Below are 14716 nucleotides of genomic sequence, written 5' to 3'. Positions count from 1 at the left end.
GGTGGTCTGGATCGATTGCTGGGGGCTGCTTTGCAGCCCTTCGCGGGTGAACCCGCTCCTACGACAGGTACGGCGCTGCGCTCAAGGCTGGCGCTGGCCTCTGCACTCGATACGGGCCTCAATGCACCGCCAAGCGCAGGGTATTCCATGCTGTATTCGCTTCAGGCATTGCGGGCGTTCGCCGCCTGGGTGGTGGTCTGCCACCATTTCATGCAGATCTTCTTCGACTTCCACGCCACCGGCCCCATCGGCCAACTGCTCACCGACCGTGGCGCCGTAGGCGTCGACATCTTCTTCGTCATCAGTGGGCTGGTCATCTACCTGTCGACCCGCGACAAAACCATCGAGCCGCGCCAGTTCCTGCTCAATCGGGCGCTGCGCATCGTCCCTGCCTACTGGTTCTACACAGCCCTGATGGCCATATTGCTACTGGCATTCAGCCAATGGATGCCACATCAGGCGTTTGACTGGCGGCACCTGTTCCTGTCGCTGCTGTTCATCCCGGCGGAAAACCCAGGTGGTTATGGCCTTTACCCGACTCTGAACGTGGGCTGGACGCTGAACTTCGAGATGTTCTTCTACCTGCTGTTCGGCCTGGCGTTCCTGGTACGCCAACGGCATCACCTGCTGCTGGTGACTGCCGCTCTGTTGCTGGTCAGTGAGGTACTGGGGCGCATGGGCGTGGTCAGCCGCTTCTACAACAACGACATCATCTACGAGTTTCTGTTGGGCATTGGTGTCGGCGTACTGTACCGCCGCGGGCTGATCCGCCAGGGGCGGTGGTTGCCGCTGGCGTTGCTGGGTGTGGCGGGCATGGCGATCTACTATCTGGACGCTTCCCAGCGCTTGCTGCACTGGGGGTTACCGAGTGCGATGGTCGTCCTGGCCTTCGTGGCCATGGAGCCGCTGTTCCAGGGCAATCGACTGCTCAAGGCCCTTGGCGACTGTTCCTACTCGGTGTACCTGATTCATGTGCTGGTGCTGTATGCCGGTTGGTTCGCCAGCCAGCGGCTGCAGCTGAACCCGTTCCTGACGTTCGCCCTGTGCGTGCCGTCCATTGGACTAATGTCGTGGTTCAGCTACCAGTGGCTGGAGCGCGGCCTGTACCGGCGAATGCAGGCCTGGCTGGCGGCGCAACGGGGGCCGGCCCCTGAATATGCGCTTTCCCGAGTCAATTGCTAGGACTTTGTTCGAAGGCTGGGTTGGCGTACACTTGGCCGCAAGTCTGTGAGGAACCTACATGAGCGCTATAACCATTACCGACGCCGCCCATGACTACCTGGCCGATCTGCTCTCCAAGCAGAATACGCCCGGCATCGGCATTCGCATTTTCATCACCCAGCCGGGCACCCAGTACGCCGAGACGTGCATCGCCTACTGCAAGCCGGGCGAAGAGAAGCCTGACGACACCGCCGTGGGTCTGAAAAGCTTCACTGCTTACCTGGACGCCGTCAGCGTACCGTTCCTGGAAGACGCACTGGTCGACTACGCCACCGACCGCATGGGCGGCCAGCTGACCATCAAGGCGCCAAACGCCAAGGTGCCGATGGTCAACGAAGACAGCCCGATCAACGAACGTATCAACTACTACCTGCAGACCGAGATCAACCCCGGCCTGGCCAGCCATGGCGGCCAGGTGAGCCTGGTGGACGTGGTCGACGACGGCATTGCCGTGCTGCAGTTCGGTGGTGGCTGCCAGGGTTGCGGCCAGGCCGATGTCACCCTGAAGGAAGGCATCGAGCGCACCCTGCTCGAGCGTATTCCGGAGCTGAAGGGCGTGCGTGACGTGACTGACCACAGCCAGAAAGAAAACGCCTACTACTGAGTTGAAGGCGGTTCCCTTAGCAACAAAGTGTTACGGTTTCAACCCCCGCGACAATAGGCCGCAGCCCATATTCAAAGGGCTGCAGGCCATCCTCGCCTTTGTCGGGTAGAACCCCTCTGGGCGTCATGCCAGAATGCCCCGGTTTTTCGACCGGCCCGTCCCGAGGGCCGGCACCTTCCCTTTAAAGGATGGTTTCATGAATGATCTTTTGACCCGGCGTGCGGTTGTCGCCGGCATGGGCGTTCTCGGGCTTGGCCTGCTGGCAGGCTGTAGCCCGGCCCGGGGGCTCGAGTTCAAGTACGGCAAGAACATGAGCAACGAAATCCTCGGGCGCAAGTTCAGCCTCAAAGACCCGCAAGGTAACGTGCGCACCCTGTCGAGCTTCTACGGCAGCATGCCGATGGTCTTCTTCGGCTTCACCCAGTGCCCAGCCGTCTGCCCGACCACGCTGGCGCGTGCGGCGCAGATTCGCAAGCTGCTGAGGGGCCGCGACCGCGACCTGTTCCAGGTGGTGTTCATCACCCTTGACCCGGAGCGCGACACGCCCGAGGTGCTCGATGCCTACGTCAAGGCCTTCGACCCGACGTTCACCGCGCTGACCGGCACCCCCGAGGAAATTGCCGCCGTGGCCAAGGAATTCAAGGTGTTCTACGAGAAGGTTCCGGCCGGAGACACCTACACCATTTCTCACTCGTCCACCAGCTACGTCTACGATACACGTGGCACCCTGCGCCTGAGCCTGGGCCATTCCCTGAACGCCAAGGAATGCGCCGAAGATCTGGTCACCCTGATGGAGATCTGCTGAATGTCGATGCAACCGATCAAACGCGGTCTGGCTGCCCTGGTACTGATGGGGCTGGCCCTGCCGGCCCTGGCCCAGACCACCGTGAGTGATGTCTGGGTGCGTGCCAGCGTGCCGCACCAGCAGTCTACCGGTGCTTTCATGGTCCTGACTGCCAGCAGCGACAGCAAGCTGGTGGGTGTGGCTTCGCCCGTGGCCAAGACCGTGCAGGTGCACGAGATGACCATGAACGGTGACGTGATGGGCATGCGTGAGGTCAAGGCTATCGAATTGCCAGCCGGCAAGGCAGTGACCCTGGACCCGAATGGCCTGCATGTCATGCTGATGGGCCTGCACAATCAGGTGAAGGAGGGTGACAAAGTGCCTCTGACCCTGACCATCGAGGATGCCAAGGGCGCCAAGGAAACCCTGGAAGTTCAGGCACAAGTGCGTGCACTCAACGCCGACGCGGGTGGTGGGCATGATCACATGCACATGAACCACTGACAGATCAAAGGGCCGCGTTCAGCGGCCCTTTTCTTTTCAACTGCGCCTTTCAGCTACGAAAGCGCGGCAGCGGTCTGTCGAGGGTCAGCGACGTCAGGGTCTTGCGAACCTGGGCCTCATCGGCCTCCAGTGCCTTCAGGCTAGCGCGGATCTTGCCGGCGGCGGGCACATCGCCCTGCCGGTCGATCCAGTCGGCAATCTCCTTGCAGGCACTGCTCAGACAGGCCTGGCGCTGGTTCATCAACGACAGAAGGGTGGTGAGCTCTCTTTCGGACATGACAGGATCCTCCATTCAGCCTTGTCAGTGTAGCAGAGGGTTGGCCAGGCTCTTGTGGCCTTTGCAAGGCGCGCTGCGGCAGCTGCAAAGGGCTACTGCCGCGTCTGCATGTTTAAAGTTGATGCTCGTCTCGTGCGTGGGATCCAAGGCTCGGGATCTGAAAGTGACCTGTTGAAGTGCTCAACTGCACAGTCTGGTAGCTGCTGGCGGGTCTGCATTCTCGAGAGGGCGCTGCCGCCCTCTCACGCGCGTAGAGCAGAGTGAACGCAGGCTTGTCGATACGCCCCCGGGGTCACCCCATAGGCTTGCTTGAACTGCCGGCTCAAATGGCTCTGGTCGGCAAAGCCGAGGTCGAACGCCACTTGCGAAGCGGCCAGGCCGTGCTTCAGCATTTCGCGGGCGCGGGCCAGGCGGCGTTGCTTCAGCCAGGCATGGGGGGGCAGTCCGGTGGCCTGGCGGAACACCCGGGCGAAGTGGAACGGCGACAGGTTGACTGCTGCCGCCAGCGCTTCCAGTGAGGGCGGGTCGGCCAGTTGGCTTTCCAGCAGTTCGCGGGCGCGGGCTACGGCCAGGGGTTCGTGGCCAGGGGCCGAAGGCTCGGCGCACTGCCCGTGCCGCTGCACCAGGGCCAGCACCGCCTGGCGCCAGGCCGTCTGCTGCTGCAAGGCGCTGGCGCTGGCTTCGGACAACTGATGCAGCTGGCTGAAAGCGATGGCCAGGGCCGGGTCATGGATCACGCTGTCCTTGAAGCTGGGCATGCCGTGGCGGCCCAGTTCCAGTTCGTCGAGCACACCGGTCACCCGCTCGTGCTCGGGATAGAAGCCGCGATAACGCCAGCCGGCTTCATGGGCCGTAGCGCCGGTATGCAGTTCGTCGGGGTTGATGAGCACCATGCTGCCGACCGGTGCCAGGTGCTCGCTGCCGCGGTGCCAGAAGCGCTGGGCGCCCGACTCGATCACGGTGAATACATAGCCTTCGTGCACATGCGGGGCAAAGCGCTGCTGATAGTAGCGAGCGTGCAGCATCTCGACGTCGCCCAGGGCTGGCGCCTGCCAGAGGTGTGTCTGCTCGCGCAAGGGGGGGCTCATGCCAGCCAGCTGCGCAGAAGGAAGAAGATCAACATGCTCACCAGCATGCTCAGCAATACGCTGCGGGTCAACAGCACCAGGGCGATGGCCACAAGGGAGCCCAGCAGGTAGGGGTTGAGCAGGCTCAGGTTGAGCTGGTGGTCAGCCATGAAGATGATCGGGCCGCAGATGGCGGTGAGCATGCCCGGCACGGCAAAGCCGAGAAACTGCCGGGCATTCGAGCTCAGGCGCAAGGGCAGGCGCGGCTCCAGGAATGCGTAGCGGTTGAGGAACACGATGGCGCCCATGGCGAAAATCAGGATCCAGGTCATGCGCGGGCTCCGGCGAATTTCTGGCAAATGAACCCGGCGCTCATGCCCAGCAGGCCTGCGACCACCAGGGCGGTTTCCCAGTGCCAGTAACTGAACAGCACTGAACAGAACAGCGACACGGCTACGCACACCACGGTGGCCAGGTTGCGCACCAGCGGGGCGATCAGGGCGACAAAAGTGGCGACAATGGAGAAATCCAGGCCGAACTGGTCCAGGTGTGGAATATTCTGGCCCAGCAGTATGCCGGCCAGGGTGAACAGGTTCCAGGCAATGTAGAAAGTCAGGCCCACCCCCAAGGCATACCAGCGGTTGAATTGCTGCTGGTCGTACTGGCTGGTCAGGGCGAAGAATTCGTCGGTCAGCAGAAAGCCCAGGCCCAGGCGCCAGCGCAGCGGCTGGCTGGACAGTAGCGGGCGCATCGACAGGCCATACAGCAGGTGCTGCGAGGTCAACAGCAGGGTGGTGAGCAGGATCGACGCCAGGTTGGCACCCCCCTTGAGCATGCCAATGGCCACCAGCTGCGCGGCGCCGGCGAAGACGATGGCCGACAGCCCTTGCCCCTGCCAGGCGCTGAGGTTGGCCTCGATGGCCATGGAACCGGCCAGCAGGCCCCAAGGGGCAACGGCCAGGGACAACGGGAGAATGGCAATGGCGCCGTGAAGAAAGGCTTGGCGGGCGATGTGGGGCATGATGGCTGCATGGCGGCTACGTGGCAGGCCAGCATGACAGACGGGGCAGGGGATGGCTTGAACGATCTTGCTGGTCGAGGCGCGCGCCTCAACCTCAGTGGCCAATTGACAACAGGGCCGCAAGGCGGCCCCGAATGACCTTGGGTTATGGGCGGCTGGTCAGCAGCTGTTGCGCCGTTGCGCAGCCATTGATGTCTACGGCTTTCTGCAGCAGGCTCGTGCGCTGCTGTGGGTCGAGGTCGCCAAGCAGGCGGTACACCTCGGCCTGGTAATCGCGCTGACGCCCCCACAGCATCTCCAGGCCTTGTGGCCGGCTGCGGTTGCAAGCCAGGCGTGTGGCCGGTTGCGGGTAGTAGGGGGCGTACACGGTGGCCATGCTGGGGATGGCCTCCAGCGCTGTACGGTACTCGCTGCTGACGTTGTACGGCTGGCACCAGGTGGCAATGGCTGGCGCCGGTGCGGCAAACCCCTGCTGGAGGCTGGCTTCGAGCAACGGGCAGGCGGCCTCCGGGATTTGCGCGGCGGGCAGGTACGTCATGTAGTACAGGGCCAGGCGGTACTGTGCGACCGGGTGGCCAAGCTCTACCGATTTTTTCAGCAGGGCAACCGCTGTCGGCAAGGTGTGAGCCATGGCCTGGCCCTGGCGGCTAAGCTCAGGGTCACCGCCTACTGCGGTGCGCAGCGTGCTGTTAGCGTCGCCCTGGTCATCGGCCTGCTCCAGCAGCGGCAAGGCCTGACGGTAGAGCAGGTCGGCATGAGGGTCGATGCGTACCTCCAGCGCTTGCGCGACCAATGGCATCAGCGCAGCCAATAGCGGGGGCAGGCGCCGCACAAGGTTCACAGGCAAACCCCATGGATGGCCAGGTACGGAAGGACGGCTTCGGTGTTCATGGCGGTCAAGCGTGCGCCTCGGGCAAATCGTAACGACGACGTATTCTAGCCACCCAAAGGGGGTGGCCGAAAGACCACCCGACAACTGTCAGACGAGCTTGATCGGCGTGACCTTGCGCTGGGCATGTTTTTCCTGGGCCAGCCCAAGCTTGGCGGTGATCACCTTGGCCAAGGCATTGTTGCCCAGATCGTTCAGGTGCAGGCGGTCGATGAACAGGTCGGCGCCGAACACGGGCGAGCTGTCGAGCATGCAGTTCATGTCGTAGCAGGGCACCGGGTCGGCCTGGCTTTTGATGCGGCGGAAAAATGCCGAATGCAACTGTCTGTCGAATGCGCCCTCCAGCAGCCGGTCGAAGTTCGCCGGTTGTTGCTGCAGCGCGGTCAGCATGGCTTGCTCACCGGCGGGCAGAGTATCCCGGCACCAAGGCAGCAAGGGTTGCAGGATGAAGGTGAGCGTGGCGTGGCTGTCTGCCAGCAGGCGATCCCATTGGCGCAAGGTGCGGCCAATGTTGTCGGCGGCACGGGCCAGCCGTTTTTCCGGGGGCGACAGTGGCCAGCTGACCGGGGGCGCGGCCACAGGAGGGGCCAGCGCTTGTCCGATGCGCCGCCACAGCGACTGCCGACGAGGTGGTGCGCAGGGCTGCAGGCCTTCGCTGAAACTGTTGAGAAAGGCCTGGTAGGCCTTGGCGTGCTGCGGGTCGTTGGTACCCGCGAGGACTTCGTGCAGGGCTTCGTGGGCCAAGCTGTTGAGGCCACTGAGCACCACCACATGGCCGAGCTGGCCAAGGCGGTGCTGGTGGGTCAGGAACATCATCAATTCCTGGGTGGCGTTCAGCCCGCAGCCGGCCAGGCTCAGCCAGACTTCGCCCGTGAGCATCGACAGGTGCGAGGCCACCGTATGTTCGTCGGAGCTGGCGCCGATGCCCAAAGCTGTGGAGCCGCCGACCAGCAGGTTGATGCGCGACGCACCACCGTGCTCGGCCGCCGAAAAGCGCTTGCCGGCGCAATGGCTGTAGCGCAGGCCAAGGGCATCGGTGTTGATGGTGCCGGACCGGTAGCCGGTTTCGTGCACATGCAGGGTATAGGGGGCACGGCGACTGCCCAACAGGAGAAAGCGCTGGTAGTCCTGCTGCAGCGGCGAAGGAGACGGGTGCGTGTCAGTCGTGGTCATGGTCTCTCCTTCGCTGATGCCGGGTGCTTTGCAGCAGGTTCAGGCCGCCAGTTCCTTGAGGTTGTACATCAGTCCGCCGGCGGCGATCAGCAGCAGGGCGACGCCCGACGCCAGGCTGATGATGCGGTTGCTGCGCTGCGAGGCGATCTTGCCGATGGCGAAGATGTACAGGCTGAGCACGGCGAAATCGATGGCCACCCACAGTAGCGACAGCACCACCATGCTCTTGCCGAACGATTCGGTGATCTGAATGAACTGCGGGAAGAAGGCGATGAAGAAAATGATGTCTTTCGGGTTGGAAATGCCCACCATGAAGCCTTGCATCAGCCCGCCGCGCCCAGCCTTGGGGGCCTCGCTCGCCGCGTCTGACGCGGGTGCCTGCAGGGCGTCCCTCAGCGTGCCCACGGCAATGTAGCCGATGAACAGGCAGCCCAGCAGGCTCATGGTGCTGAGCCATGTTTTGTCAATGGCGGCACTGGTGAGGATGATCCACGCTGCCGCGCCAATCAGCACCAGTGAGGCCCAGTTGGTGCCGACGGCGGTGAACATGGCCTTGCGCGAGCCGGAGGCGGCCGCAGTGTTGACGATCAGTGCAACCACCGGGCCGGGAGTGGCGATCAGTAGCAGCACGGTGAGGGCGTAGGTGGCGGTGAGTGCGGTATTCACGGTCAGTTCTCGATCAGTATGTCGGGTGTCGGCTGGTGTGCGGCATGGGCGTGGAACGGGCAGCGTGACGGGTTGAGCGAGCCTGCCTCCTGCAGTTGATACTGCTTCCACTCGTAGTTGTCGGTATCGCCGAAAAAGCCAAGGGTGTCGGGCACAACGCCGTCGTTGTAGTGGTGCACGCGCTCGCGAATGCGCTCGCGGATGCGCTTGCCACTCTCGGTGTTGGCGTTGGCCACTTCGTCGAAGTTCTCCCGCGGGTTGATGACGAAGGTGATGTGCTGGCCCAGGTTGCGGCTTTTCATCTGCTGATGGCCGGGGAAGTTCATGTTGATGAACAGCGGCATGCCGGCATAGCAGAACGACCAGCCGGTATCGTCGGGATCGGTCGGGATGCCCTGAGGCCAAGGGTGCGGGTCGCGCGCATGCACGCCGCGCAGTACCTTCCAGGCCAAGGCCTGCTGCTCGGCCAGGCTGCTGCCGGCGGCGGTTTCGAGAAACACCACCAATGGGCTGCCGATGCGCTGCTTGGGTGCGATCGGTGCGACGGTGCGCACATAATTGGCCAGGCCCTGTGCGATATCATCGGCCAGTTGCTCGGCGCGGGCGAAGAGAATGTGGCAGGTTTCGCCGTTTACCGCCTTGCGGCCGAACAGGCAGGGGAATTCGGGGTTGGCGAGAATACTGCGAAAGTGTTCTATGGTTTTGAACGTCCAGTGTTGCATGGTGTGACCATGTTCAGCGGCGAGCTCCAGCGCATCCAGGCGATAGCAATTTCCATATCCCGTAAACATGATTTCCCCAGGCGTTGATTTAAGTGAACGTTCCAGTCACATGCAGGCAGGATCTTGGTTATGTTTGTTATTTACCTGCATTTTCCGAGACGCTCTTGTCGTTGTAAAACGCGTGGAGTTATGACCTACTATTAGTCCTACTCATGCTCGGGACGCCGCCATGTCGGAACGGATTCAGGCCTTGCACGCGTTACGTGCCTTCGAGGTGGCCTCTCGCTATGGCTCTTTCACCCGTGCGGCTGAAGAGCTGGCCCTGACCCAGGGCGCCGTCAGCCACCACATCAAGACCCTCGAAGCCCTGTTCGGCTGCGACCTGTTCGAACGTCGGGGCCCGAAACTGAGCCTGACCGAGCACGGCCGCCTGCTGGCGCAAGAGCTGAAGGTCGGTTTCAAGATCATCGAGAATGCCTGCGCACTGCTGCGTCAGGATCGCTATGGCCTGCGCCTGAAGGCGCCGTCCACGCTTACGGTGCGCTGGCTGCTGCGGGCGCTGGATGCGTTCAAGAAGGTCGAGGACAACTGCAGCGTGCAGCTGTCCAGTGTGTGGATGGATATCGACAGCGTGGATTTCTATTCCGAGCCCTACGACTGCGCCATTCTCCTGGCCAGCGGGCGATTTCCCGCCGATATCGAGAGTTTCAAGCTGTTCGATGAATGGCTGATCCCGGTATGTCATCCGGATTACATGACGCAGGCACAACCGCAACTGTCCGACCTGCCCCGATGCGAGTTCCTGCACCCGTCACCCGACCGGCGTGACTGGCGGCGTTGGCTGGCGCGAATGGATGCGCTGGACATCAGCATCGACCAGGGGCAGGTGTTCGATACCCTCGACCAGGGCATATCGGCCGCCCAGCAAGGCCTGGGCATTTCAGTGGTCGATCTGGTACTGGCCAGCACCGACCTGGCCGCCGGGCGCCTGGTCACGCCTTTCAAGCATGCCGTGGCCACCGGCGACGGTTACTACATGACCTGGCTCAAGGCCAGCCCAAAAGCGCGGCAGATGCACAAGCTGCGTGACTTCCTGCTCGGCCAGGTACCGCCGCTGGCCTACAAGGACATCAACTACCTGTACGGTTGAATACCCGAGCGAGCATGAAGTCGATGAATACCCGCAACTTTGGCGGCATCTGCCGCCCGGACGGCCACAGCAGATAGAAGCTGCCGCGCCGTTCCATGAAGTCGTCGAGGACACTGACCAGTGAGCCATTGGCCAGTTCGCGACCCACGTTGAAGTCCGGCAGACAGGTAATGCCGCGGTGGTTCAAGGCAAAGCAAACGCGCGTTTCGACGTGGTTGCAGACCATCGAGATGGGGATGTCATAGGCTTGCTCGGGATGCTCCTGGCGCAGCGGCCAGGTTTCCAGCTTGCCGTTGCTGGGGAAGCGATAATGCAGGCAGGTATGCACCGCCAGGTCGCGTGGGTGCAAGGGTGTGCCGCGTTCGCGCAGGTACTCGGGCGAGGCTACCAGGCGGTGCTGAAAGTGCCCGAGGAATTTGGCGCTGAGCCGGGAATCCACCGGCTGCCCGCCGCGCATCACCACATCGAAGCCTTCGCCGACGATATCCACCATGCGGTCGGAGAAGTCCAGGTCCAGTTCAACCTGTGGGTACAGTGCCATGAACTCGGCCAGTGCCGGCATTACCAGTCTGGTCACCTGCGGCATGCTCACCCGTAGCCGCCCGCGCGGCGTTTCGCTGGCCTGCGACAGCTCCTGCTCGGTGGCTTCGATTTCGGCAAGGATGCGCCGGCTGCGTTCGAGGAACATCGTGCCCTCGGCGGTGAGGGTGATGCTGCGTGTGCTGCGGTGGAACAGGCGCACGCCCAAGCGGCTTTCCAGGCGCGCCACGCGCTTGCCCACTGCCGAGGCACTGATCCCCAGTGACTGGCTGGCGGCAACGAAGCTGCGGGTTTCGGCCACCCGGTTGAAGACCACGAAGCCGCTGAGGCTGTCCATGTCGCACTCCTGATTGCGGACGCTGATGTCCTGGGTGAGCGGCATTGTAACCGTCTTTTTCCGTAATGGCCTTGTCTAGCAGACTGTTCGCCTCGTTTCTCACTCAAGGCATTTGCAATGTCCCAGACATCTTCCGCACCGTTGCTGGCCGCCAGCAACGAACGTCTGCCCGTTGGCGGTCTGCTGGCGCTGGCCATGACCGGTTTCATCGCCATTCTCAGCGAAACCCTGCCGGCGGGTCTGCTCGACCAGATCGCCGATGGCATGCACATTAGCCAGGCCATGGCTGGGCAATGGGTCACGGCGTATGCCTTGGGCTCGTTACTGACCGCCATCCCGTTGGTGACGTTGACCCAAGGCTGGTATCGGCGCCGGGCGCTGTTGCTGGCGATCATCGGCTTCGTGCTGTTCAACGGGCTGACGGCCTTGTCGAACTCCAACACGCTGACCCTGGTGCTGCGCTTTTTCACGGGGGCTGCGGCTGGCCTGGCATGGGGCCTGATCGCTGGCCATGCCCGGCGCATGGTGCCGGTGCCGTTGCAGGGCCGGGCCATGGCCCTGGCCATGCTCGGGCAGCCGATTGCCTTGTCGCTCGGCTTGCCGATTGCGACCTGGCTGGGAGCGGGGCTGGGCTGGCGCGCGACGTTCGTGGTCGTCACGCTGGTGGCGTCGCTGCTGGTGGTGTGGGTGTTGCGATCCGTGCCGGACTACCCGGGGCAGGCTGCCGGCAAGCGCCCAGCGGCCATGCAGGTATTGCGCACGCCGGGGGTGTTGATCGTATTGCTGGTGATCCTCACCTGGATCCTTGGCCATAACATCCTCTACACCTATATCGTGCCGTTGCTGGCGGCGGCTGGCATGGCTGCGGACATTGGCCCTGTGCTGATGGTGTTTGGTCTGTCGGCGCTGGCCGGGATCGGCCTGGTAGGGCTGCTGGTCGACCGGCACCTGCGCAAGCTGGTGTTGCTGAGCCTGGCCGGTTTTGCCTTGGCCACGCTGGCATTGGGGCAGGCATCGTCGTGGCTTGTGTACCTGAGCATCGCCTTGTGGGGAATGACCTATGGCGGCGCCCCGACCCTGCTGCAGACAGCGTGCGCCGACGCCGCAGGCCCGGGTGGTGACGTGGCGCAGTCGATGCTGGTGACGGTGTGGAACTGCGCCATTGCCCTGGGTGGGATCATTGGCGGATTGCTGCTGGCTGGGGCCGGTGTGGAGTGGTTTGGCGGGGTGGTGCTGGTGTTGATCGCCTTGGCCTGGCTGCTGGCCGTGGCCGGGCGGAGGAGCGGTTTTGTGGCGGGGAAGCGCTAAAACACTCATGCCAGGCACGACACAGGTAGAATAACGCCATCTACAGACAATCCAGAGGTCGACGCAGTGGAGTTGCAGCAGGGTTTTGTCCTGACCCGGCACTGGCACGATACGCCGGAAGGCACCTGCGTGGAGTTCTGGCTGGCCACCGATGCCGGGCCGCGGCTGTTGCGGCTGGCGGCGCAGGAGTCGGTGGCTTTCATTCCTCAGGCGCAGGCCGAGCACGCCCGTGTGCTGCTGGCCAACGAAACCGGGACGAAGCTCAAGCCACTGCGCCTGAAGGACTTCGAGCATCGCCCGATGCTCGGCCTCTATACCCGCCAGCATCGCCAGTTGATGCAACTGGAGCAGCGTCTGCGCACGGCCGGTATCGACGTGTTCGAGGCCGATATCCGGCCGCCGGAGCGTTACCTCATGGAGCGCTTCATCACGGCGCCGGTGCAGTTCACTGGCCAGCCGGATGCGCAGGGCGTTTACCGGGAAGCCCAGCTCAGGCCTCTGCCAGGCTATCGCCCGGCGCTGCGCCTGGTGTCGCTGGATATCGAGACCAGCGAGCGTGGCGAGCTGTACAGCATCGCGCTGGAGGGCTGTGGCCAGCGCCAGGTGTACATGCTCGGCCCGGCCAACGGCGATGCCAGCGGGCTTGACTTCGACCTGGAGTATTGCGCCGATCGCGCCGCCTTGATCACCCGGCTCAACCAGTGGATGGCCAGGCATGACCCGGACGCGATCATTGGCTGGAACCTGGTGCAGTTCGACCTGCGCCTGCTGCATGAGCACGCCAAGTCGTTGCAGGTGCCACTGGCCCTGGGGCGCAACGGTGCGGTCATGACCCTGCGCAGCCATGCCGGTGGTGGCCACGTCTTCGCCGATGCGCCGGGGCGGCTGCTGATCGATGGCATCGAGGCGTTGCGTTCGGCCACCTGGAGCTTTGCCTCGTTCAGCCTGGAGAACGTTGCACAGACCCTGCTGGGTGAAGGCAAGGCCATCGACACGCCGTACCAACGCATGGACGAAATCAATCGCCGCTTCGCCGAAGACAAACCGGCCCTGGCACGCTACAACCTGAAGGACTGCGAACTGGTCACGCGCATTTTCGCCCATACCCGGCTGCTCGACTTCCTGCTCGAACGTGCCTCGGTGACGGGATTGGCCGTGGACCGCAGCGGTGGGTCGGTAGCCGCTTTCTGTCACCTGTACATTCCACAGATGCACCGCCTTGGCTTTGTCGCGCCCAGCCTTGGCAGCCGGCCGGACGAAGCCAGCCCCGGCGGGTTTGTCATGGATTCGCGGCCAGGGCTTTACGACTCGGTGCTGGTGCTGGACTACAAGAGCCTGTACCCGTCGATCATCCGGACCTTTCTCATCGACCCGGTCGGGCTGATCGAAGGCCTGCGTCAGCCTGACGACGCACATTCGGTCGAGGGCTTTCGCGGTGGGCGGTTTTCACGCACACAGCACTGCCTGCCAGCCATCGTCGAACGGGTGTGGCAGGGCAGGGAAGCGGCCAAGCGCGAGGGCAATGCGCCGCTGTCGCAGGCCTTGAAAATCATCATGAATGCCTTTTATGGCGTGCTTGGCTCCAGCGGTTGCCGTTTCTTCGACCCGCGCCTGGCGTCGTCGATCACCATGCGCGGCCACCAGATCATGCGCCAGACCAGGTCCCTGATCGAGGCGTGTGGCTACGATGTGATCTACGGTGACACCGACTCCACCTTTGTCTGGCTCAAGGGTGCCCACGCCGAGGAAGACGCGGCGCGCATCGGCCGCGAGCTGGTGGCAAAGGTCAACCAATGGTGGCAAGCCCATCTGCACGAGACCGTGAACCTGCACAGCGCCCTCGAACTGCAGTTCGAGGTGCACTACCGGCGCTTCCTGATGCCCACCATCCGCGGCACCGACGAGGGCAGCAAGAAGCGCTATGCCGGCCTGGTGCAGCGGGCCGACGGTGCTGAAGAAATGGTTTACAAGGGCCTGGAGTCGGTGCGCACCGACTGGTCACCGCTGGCCCGGCAGTTCCAGCAGGAACTCTACGGCCGTGTGTTCCGCAGCGAGCCCTACCGTGATTATGTACGCGAGTATGTACGGCGAACGTTGGCGGGGGAGCAGGACGAACTGCTGGTTTATCGCAAGCGCCTGCGTCGCCCGCTGGCCGATTACCAGCGCAACGTGCCGCCGCATGTGCGTGCCGCACGCCTTGCCGACGACTACAACAAGCGCCTGCAGCGCCCTCTGCAGTATCAGCGTGGTGGCTGGATCAGCTACGTGATCACCACCGCCGGGCCTGAGCCGCTGGAAAACCTGCAGGCACCGATCGACTACGATCACTACATCAGCCGTCAGCTACTGCCGGTGGCCGACGCCATCCTGCCCTTTGTCGGCGATGATTTCGCGCGCCTTACCGACCATCAGTTACTGCTGTTCTGAGCGGGTGGTAGATAGCTAGGCGTCAG

The 14716-nt window shown here is 63.3% G+C and carries 16 protein-coding genes; 7 read left to right on the top strand and 9 right to left on the bottom strand.

Features of this window, described 5'->3' with window-relative positions:
* Positions 1-147: 147 nt before the first annotated feature.
* The 4 genes from ACI7M0_RS17035 to ACI7M0_RS17020 all read left to right on the top strand — a co-directional run bounded on the left by ACI7M0_RS17035 (position 148) and on the right by ACI7M0_RS17020 (position 3113).
* Entirely contained in the window at positions 148-1182 is a 1035-nt protein-coding gene (locus ACI7M0_RS17035; RefSeq protein WP_129932541.1) for an acyltransferase, read from the top strand.
* 58 nt (positions 1183-1240) lie between these two features.
* Entirely contained in the window at positions 1241-1825 is a 585-nt protein-coding gene (gene nfuA, locus ACI7M0_RS17030) for a Fe-S biogenesis protein NfuA (protein WP_003250416.1), read from the top strand.
* A gap of 196 nt (positions 1826-2021) precedes the next feature.
* A complete protein-coding gene (locus tag ACI7M0_RS17025) occupies positions 2022-2630 on the top strand; it encodes an SCO family protein (RefSeq protein WP_003250418.1) in 609 nt (202 codons plus the stop codon).
* Positions 2631-3113, top strand: coding sequence for a copper chaperone PCu(A)C (locus ACI7M0_RS17020; RefSeq protein WP_129932540.1), 483 nt, complete (start codon positions 2631-2633; stop codon positions 3111-3113).
* A 49-nt stretch (positions 3114-3162) separates the two neighbouring features.
* Here the strand turns inward: ACI7M0_RS17020 and ACI7M0_RS17015 are convergent, their stop codons facing one another.
* From ACI7M0_RS17015 to ACI7M0_RS16980, 8 genes are all read right to left on the bottom strand, one after another.
* On the bottom strand, positions 3163-3390 hold the full coding sequence (locus ACI7M0_RS17015) for a hypothetical protein (protein WP_003250422.1): 228 nt from the start codon (positions 3388-3390) through the stop codon (positions 3163-3165).
* Between the two features lie 242 nt (positions 3391-3632).
* Entirely contained in the window at positions 3633-4478 is an 846-nt protein-coding gene (locus tag ACI7M0_RS17010) for an AraC family transcriptional regulator (protein WP_129932539.1), read from the bottom strand.
* Complete coding sequence (locus ACI7M0_RS17005) at positions 4475-4789, bottom strand: AzlD domain-containing protein (RefSeq protein WP_020193370.1); 315 nt, start codon at positions 4787-4789, stop codon at positions 4475-4477. The genes ACI7M0_RS17010 and ACI7M0_RS17005 overlap by 4 nt, the downstream gene beginning before the upstream one ends.
* Positions 4786-5478 (bottom strand): AzlC family ABC transporter permease, encoded by a 693-nt coding sequence (locus tag ACI7M0_RS17000; RefSeq protein WP_003250429.1) that lies wholly within the window; start codon positions 5476-5478, stop codon positions 4786-4788. The genes ACI7M0_RS17005 and ACI7M0_RS17000 overlap by 4 nt, the downstream gene beginning before the upstream one ends.
* 145 nt (positions 5479-5623) lie before the next feature.
* Positions 5624-6319 (bottom strand): sel1 repeat family protein, encoded by a 696-nt coding sequence (locus tag ACI7M0_RS16995; protein ID WP_020193372.1) that lies wholly within the window; start codon positions 6317-6319, stop codon positions 5624-5626.
* Positions 6320-6457: 138 nt separating this feature from the next.
* Positions 6458-7540: a hypothetical protein gene (locus tag ACI7M0_RS16990; RefSeq protein ID WP_129932538.1), complete on the bottom strand. Its 1083-nt coding sequence runs from the start codon at positions 7538-7540 to the stop codon at positions 6458-6460.
* A gap of 39 nt (positions 7541-7579) precedes the next feature.
* The gene (locus ACI7M0_RS16985; protein ID WP_129932537.1) at positions 7580-8206 is read right to left on the bottom strand and encodes a LysE family translocator; all 627 of its coding nucleotides are present in this window, start codon (positions 8204-8206) and stop codon (positions 7580-7582) included.
* A 2-nt stretch (positions 8207-8208) separates the two neighbouring features.
* On the bottom strand, positions 8209-8997 hold the full coding sequence (locus tag ACI7M0_RS16980) for a YqcI/YcgG family protein (RefSeq protein WP_010953345.1): 789 nt from the start codon (positions 8995-8997) through the stop codon (positions 8209-8211).
* A 160-nt stretch (positions 8998-9157) separates the two neighbouring features.
* Here ACI7M0_RS16980 and ACI7M0_RS16975 point away from each other — a divergent pair, with 160 nt between their 5' ends.
* Positions 9158-10078, top strand: coding sequence for a LysR substrate-binding domain-containing protein (locus ACI7M0_RS16975; RefSeq protein WP_003250438.1), 921 nt, complete (start codon positions 9158-9160; stop codon positions 10076-10078).
* On the opposite strand, the gene ACI7M0_RS16970 is transcribed toward ACI7M0_RS16975, so the two are convergent.
* The gene (locus ACI7M0_RS16970) at positions 10059-10955 is read right to left on the bottom strand and encodes a LysR family transcriptional regulator (protein WP_129932536.1); all 897 of its coding nucleotides are present in this window, start codon (positions 10953-10955) and stop codon (positions 10059-10061) included. The genes ACI7M0_RS16975 and ACI7M0_RS16970 overlap by 20 nt on opposite strands.
* Before the next feature lie 117 nt (positions 10956-11072).
* On the opposite strand from ACI7M0_RS16970, the gene ACI7M0_RS16965 reads away from it, so the two are divergent.
* Both ACI7M0_RS16965 and ACI7M0_RS16960 read left to right on the top strand, forming a co-directional pair.
* A complete protein-coding gene (locus ACI7M0_RS16965) occupies positions 11073-12263 on the top strand; it encodes an MFS transporter (protein WP_129932535.1) in 1191 nt (396 codons plus the stop codon).
* A gap of 66 nt (positions 12264-12329) precedes the next feature.
* Entirely contained in the window at positions 12330-14690 is a 2361-nt protein-coding gene (locus ACI7M0_RS16960; protein WP_129932534.1) for a DNA polymerase II, read from the top strand.
* Positions 14691-14716 lie beyond the last annotated feature (26 nt).

The organism is Pseudomonas sp. 10(2024) (assembly GCF_045164175.1).
In the GTDB taxonomy this organism is placed as follows: domain Bacteria; phylum Pseudomonadota; class Gammaproteobacteria; order Pseudomonadales; family Pseudomonadaceae; genus Aquipseudomonas; species Aquipseudomonas alloputida.
This window is presented reverse-complemented; position numbering and strand designations above follow the sequence as displayed.

Coding starts and splice junctions, on each gene's coding strand:
- ACI7M0_RS17035 (WP_129932541.1), top strand. CDS start 148: ATGCTGTATTCGCTTCAGGCATTGCGGGCGTTCGCCGCCTGGGTGGTG.
- nfuA (WP_003250416.1), top strand. CDS start 1,241: ATGAGCGCTATAACCATTACCGACGCCGCCCATGACTACCTGGCCGAT.
- ACI7M0_RS17025 (WP_003250418.1), top strand. CDS start 2,022: ATGAATGATCTTTTGACCCGGCGTGCGGTTGTCGCCGGCATGGGCGTT.
- ACI7M0_RS17020 (WP_129932540.1), top strand. CDS start 2,631: ATGTCGATGCAACCGATCAAACGCGGTCTGGCTGCCCTGGTACTGATG.
- ACI7M0_RS17015 (WP_003250422.1), bottom strand. CDS start 3,390: ATGTCCGAAAGAGAGCTCACCACCCTTCTGTCGTTGATGAACCAGCGC.
- ACI7M0_RS17010 (WP_129932539.1), bottom strand. CDS start 4,478: ATGAGCCCCCCCTTGCGCGAGCAGACACACCTCTGGCAGGCGCCAGCC.
- ACI7M0_RS17005 (WP_020193370.1), bottom strand. CDS start 4,789: ATGACCTGGATCCTGATTTTCGCCATGGGCGCCATCGTGTTCCTCAAC.
- ACI7M0_RS17000 (WP_003250429.1), bottom strand. CDS start 5,478: ATGCCCCACATCGCCCGCCAAGCCTTTCTTCACGGCGCCATTGCCATT.
- ACI7M0_RS16990 (WP_129932538.1), bottom strand. CDS start 7,540: ATGACCACGACTGACACGCACCCGTCTCCTTCGCCGCTGCAGCAGGAC.
- ACI7M0_RS16980 (WP_010953345.1), bottom strand. CDS start 8,997: ATGTTTACGGGATATGGAAATTGCTATCGCCTGGATGCGCTGGAGCTC.
- ACI7M0_RS16975 (WP_003250438.1), top strand. CDS start 9,158: ATGTCGGAACGGATTCAGGCCTTGCACGCGTTACGTGCCTTCGAGGTG.
- ACI7M0_RS16970 (WP_129932536.1), bottom strand. CDS start 10,955: ATGGACAGCCTCAGCGGCTTCGTGGTCTTCAACCGGGTGGCCGAAACC.
- ACI7M0_RS16965 (WP_129932535.1), top strand. CDS start 11,073: ATGTCCCAGACATCTTCCGCACCGTTGCTGGCCGCCAGCAACGAACGT.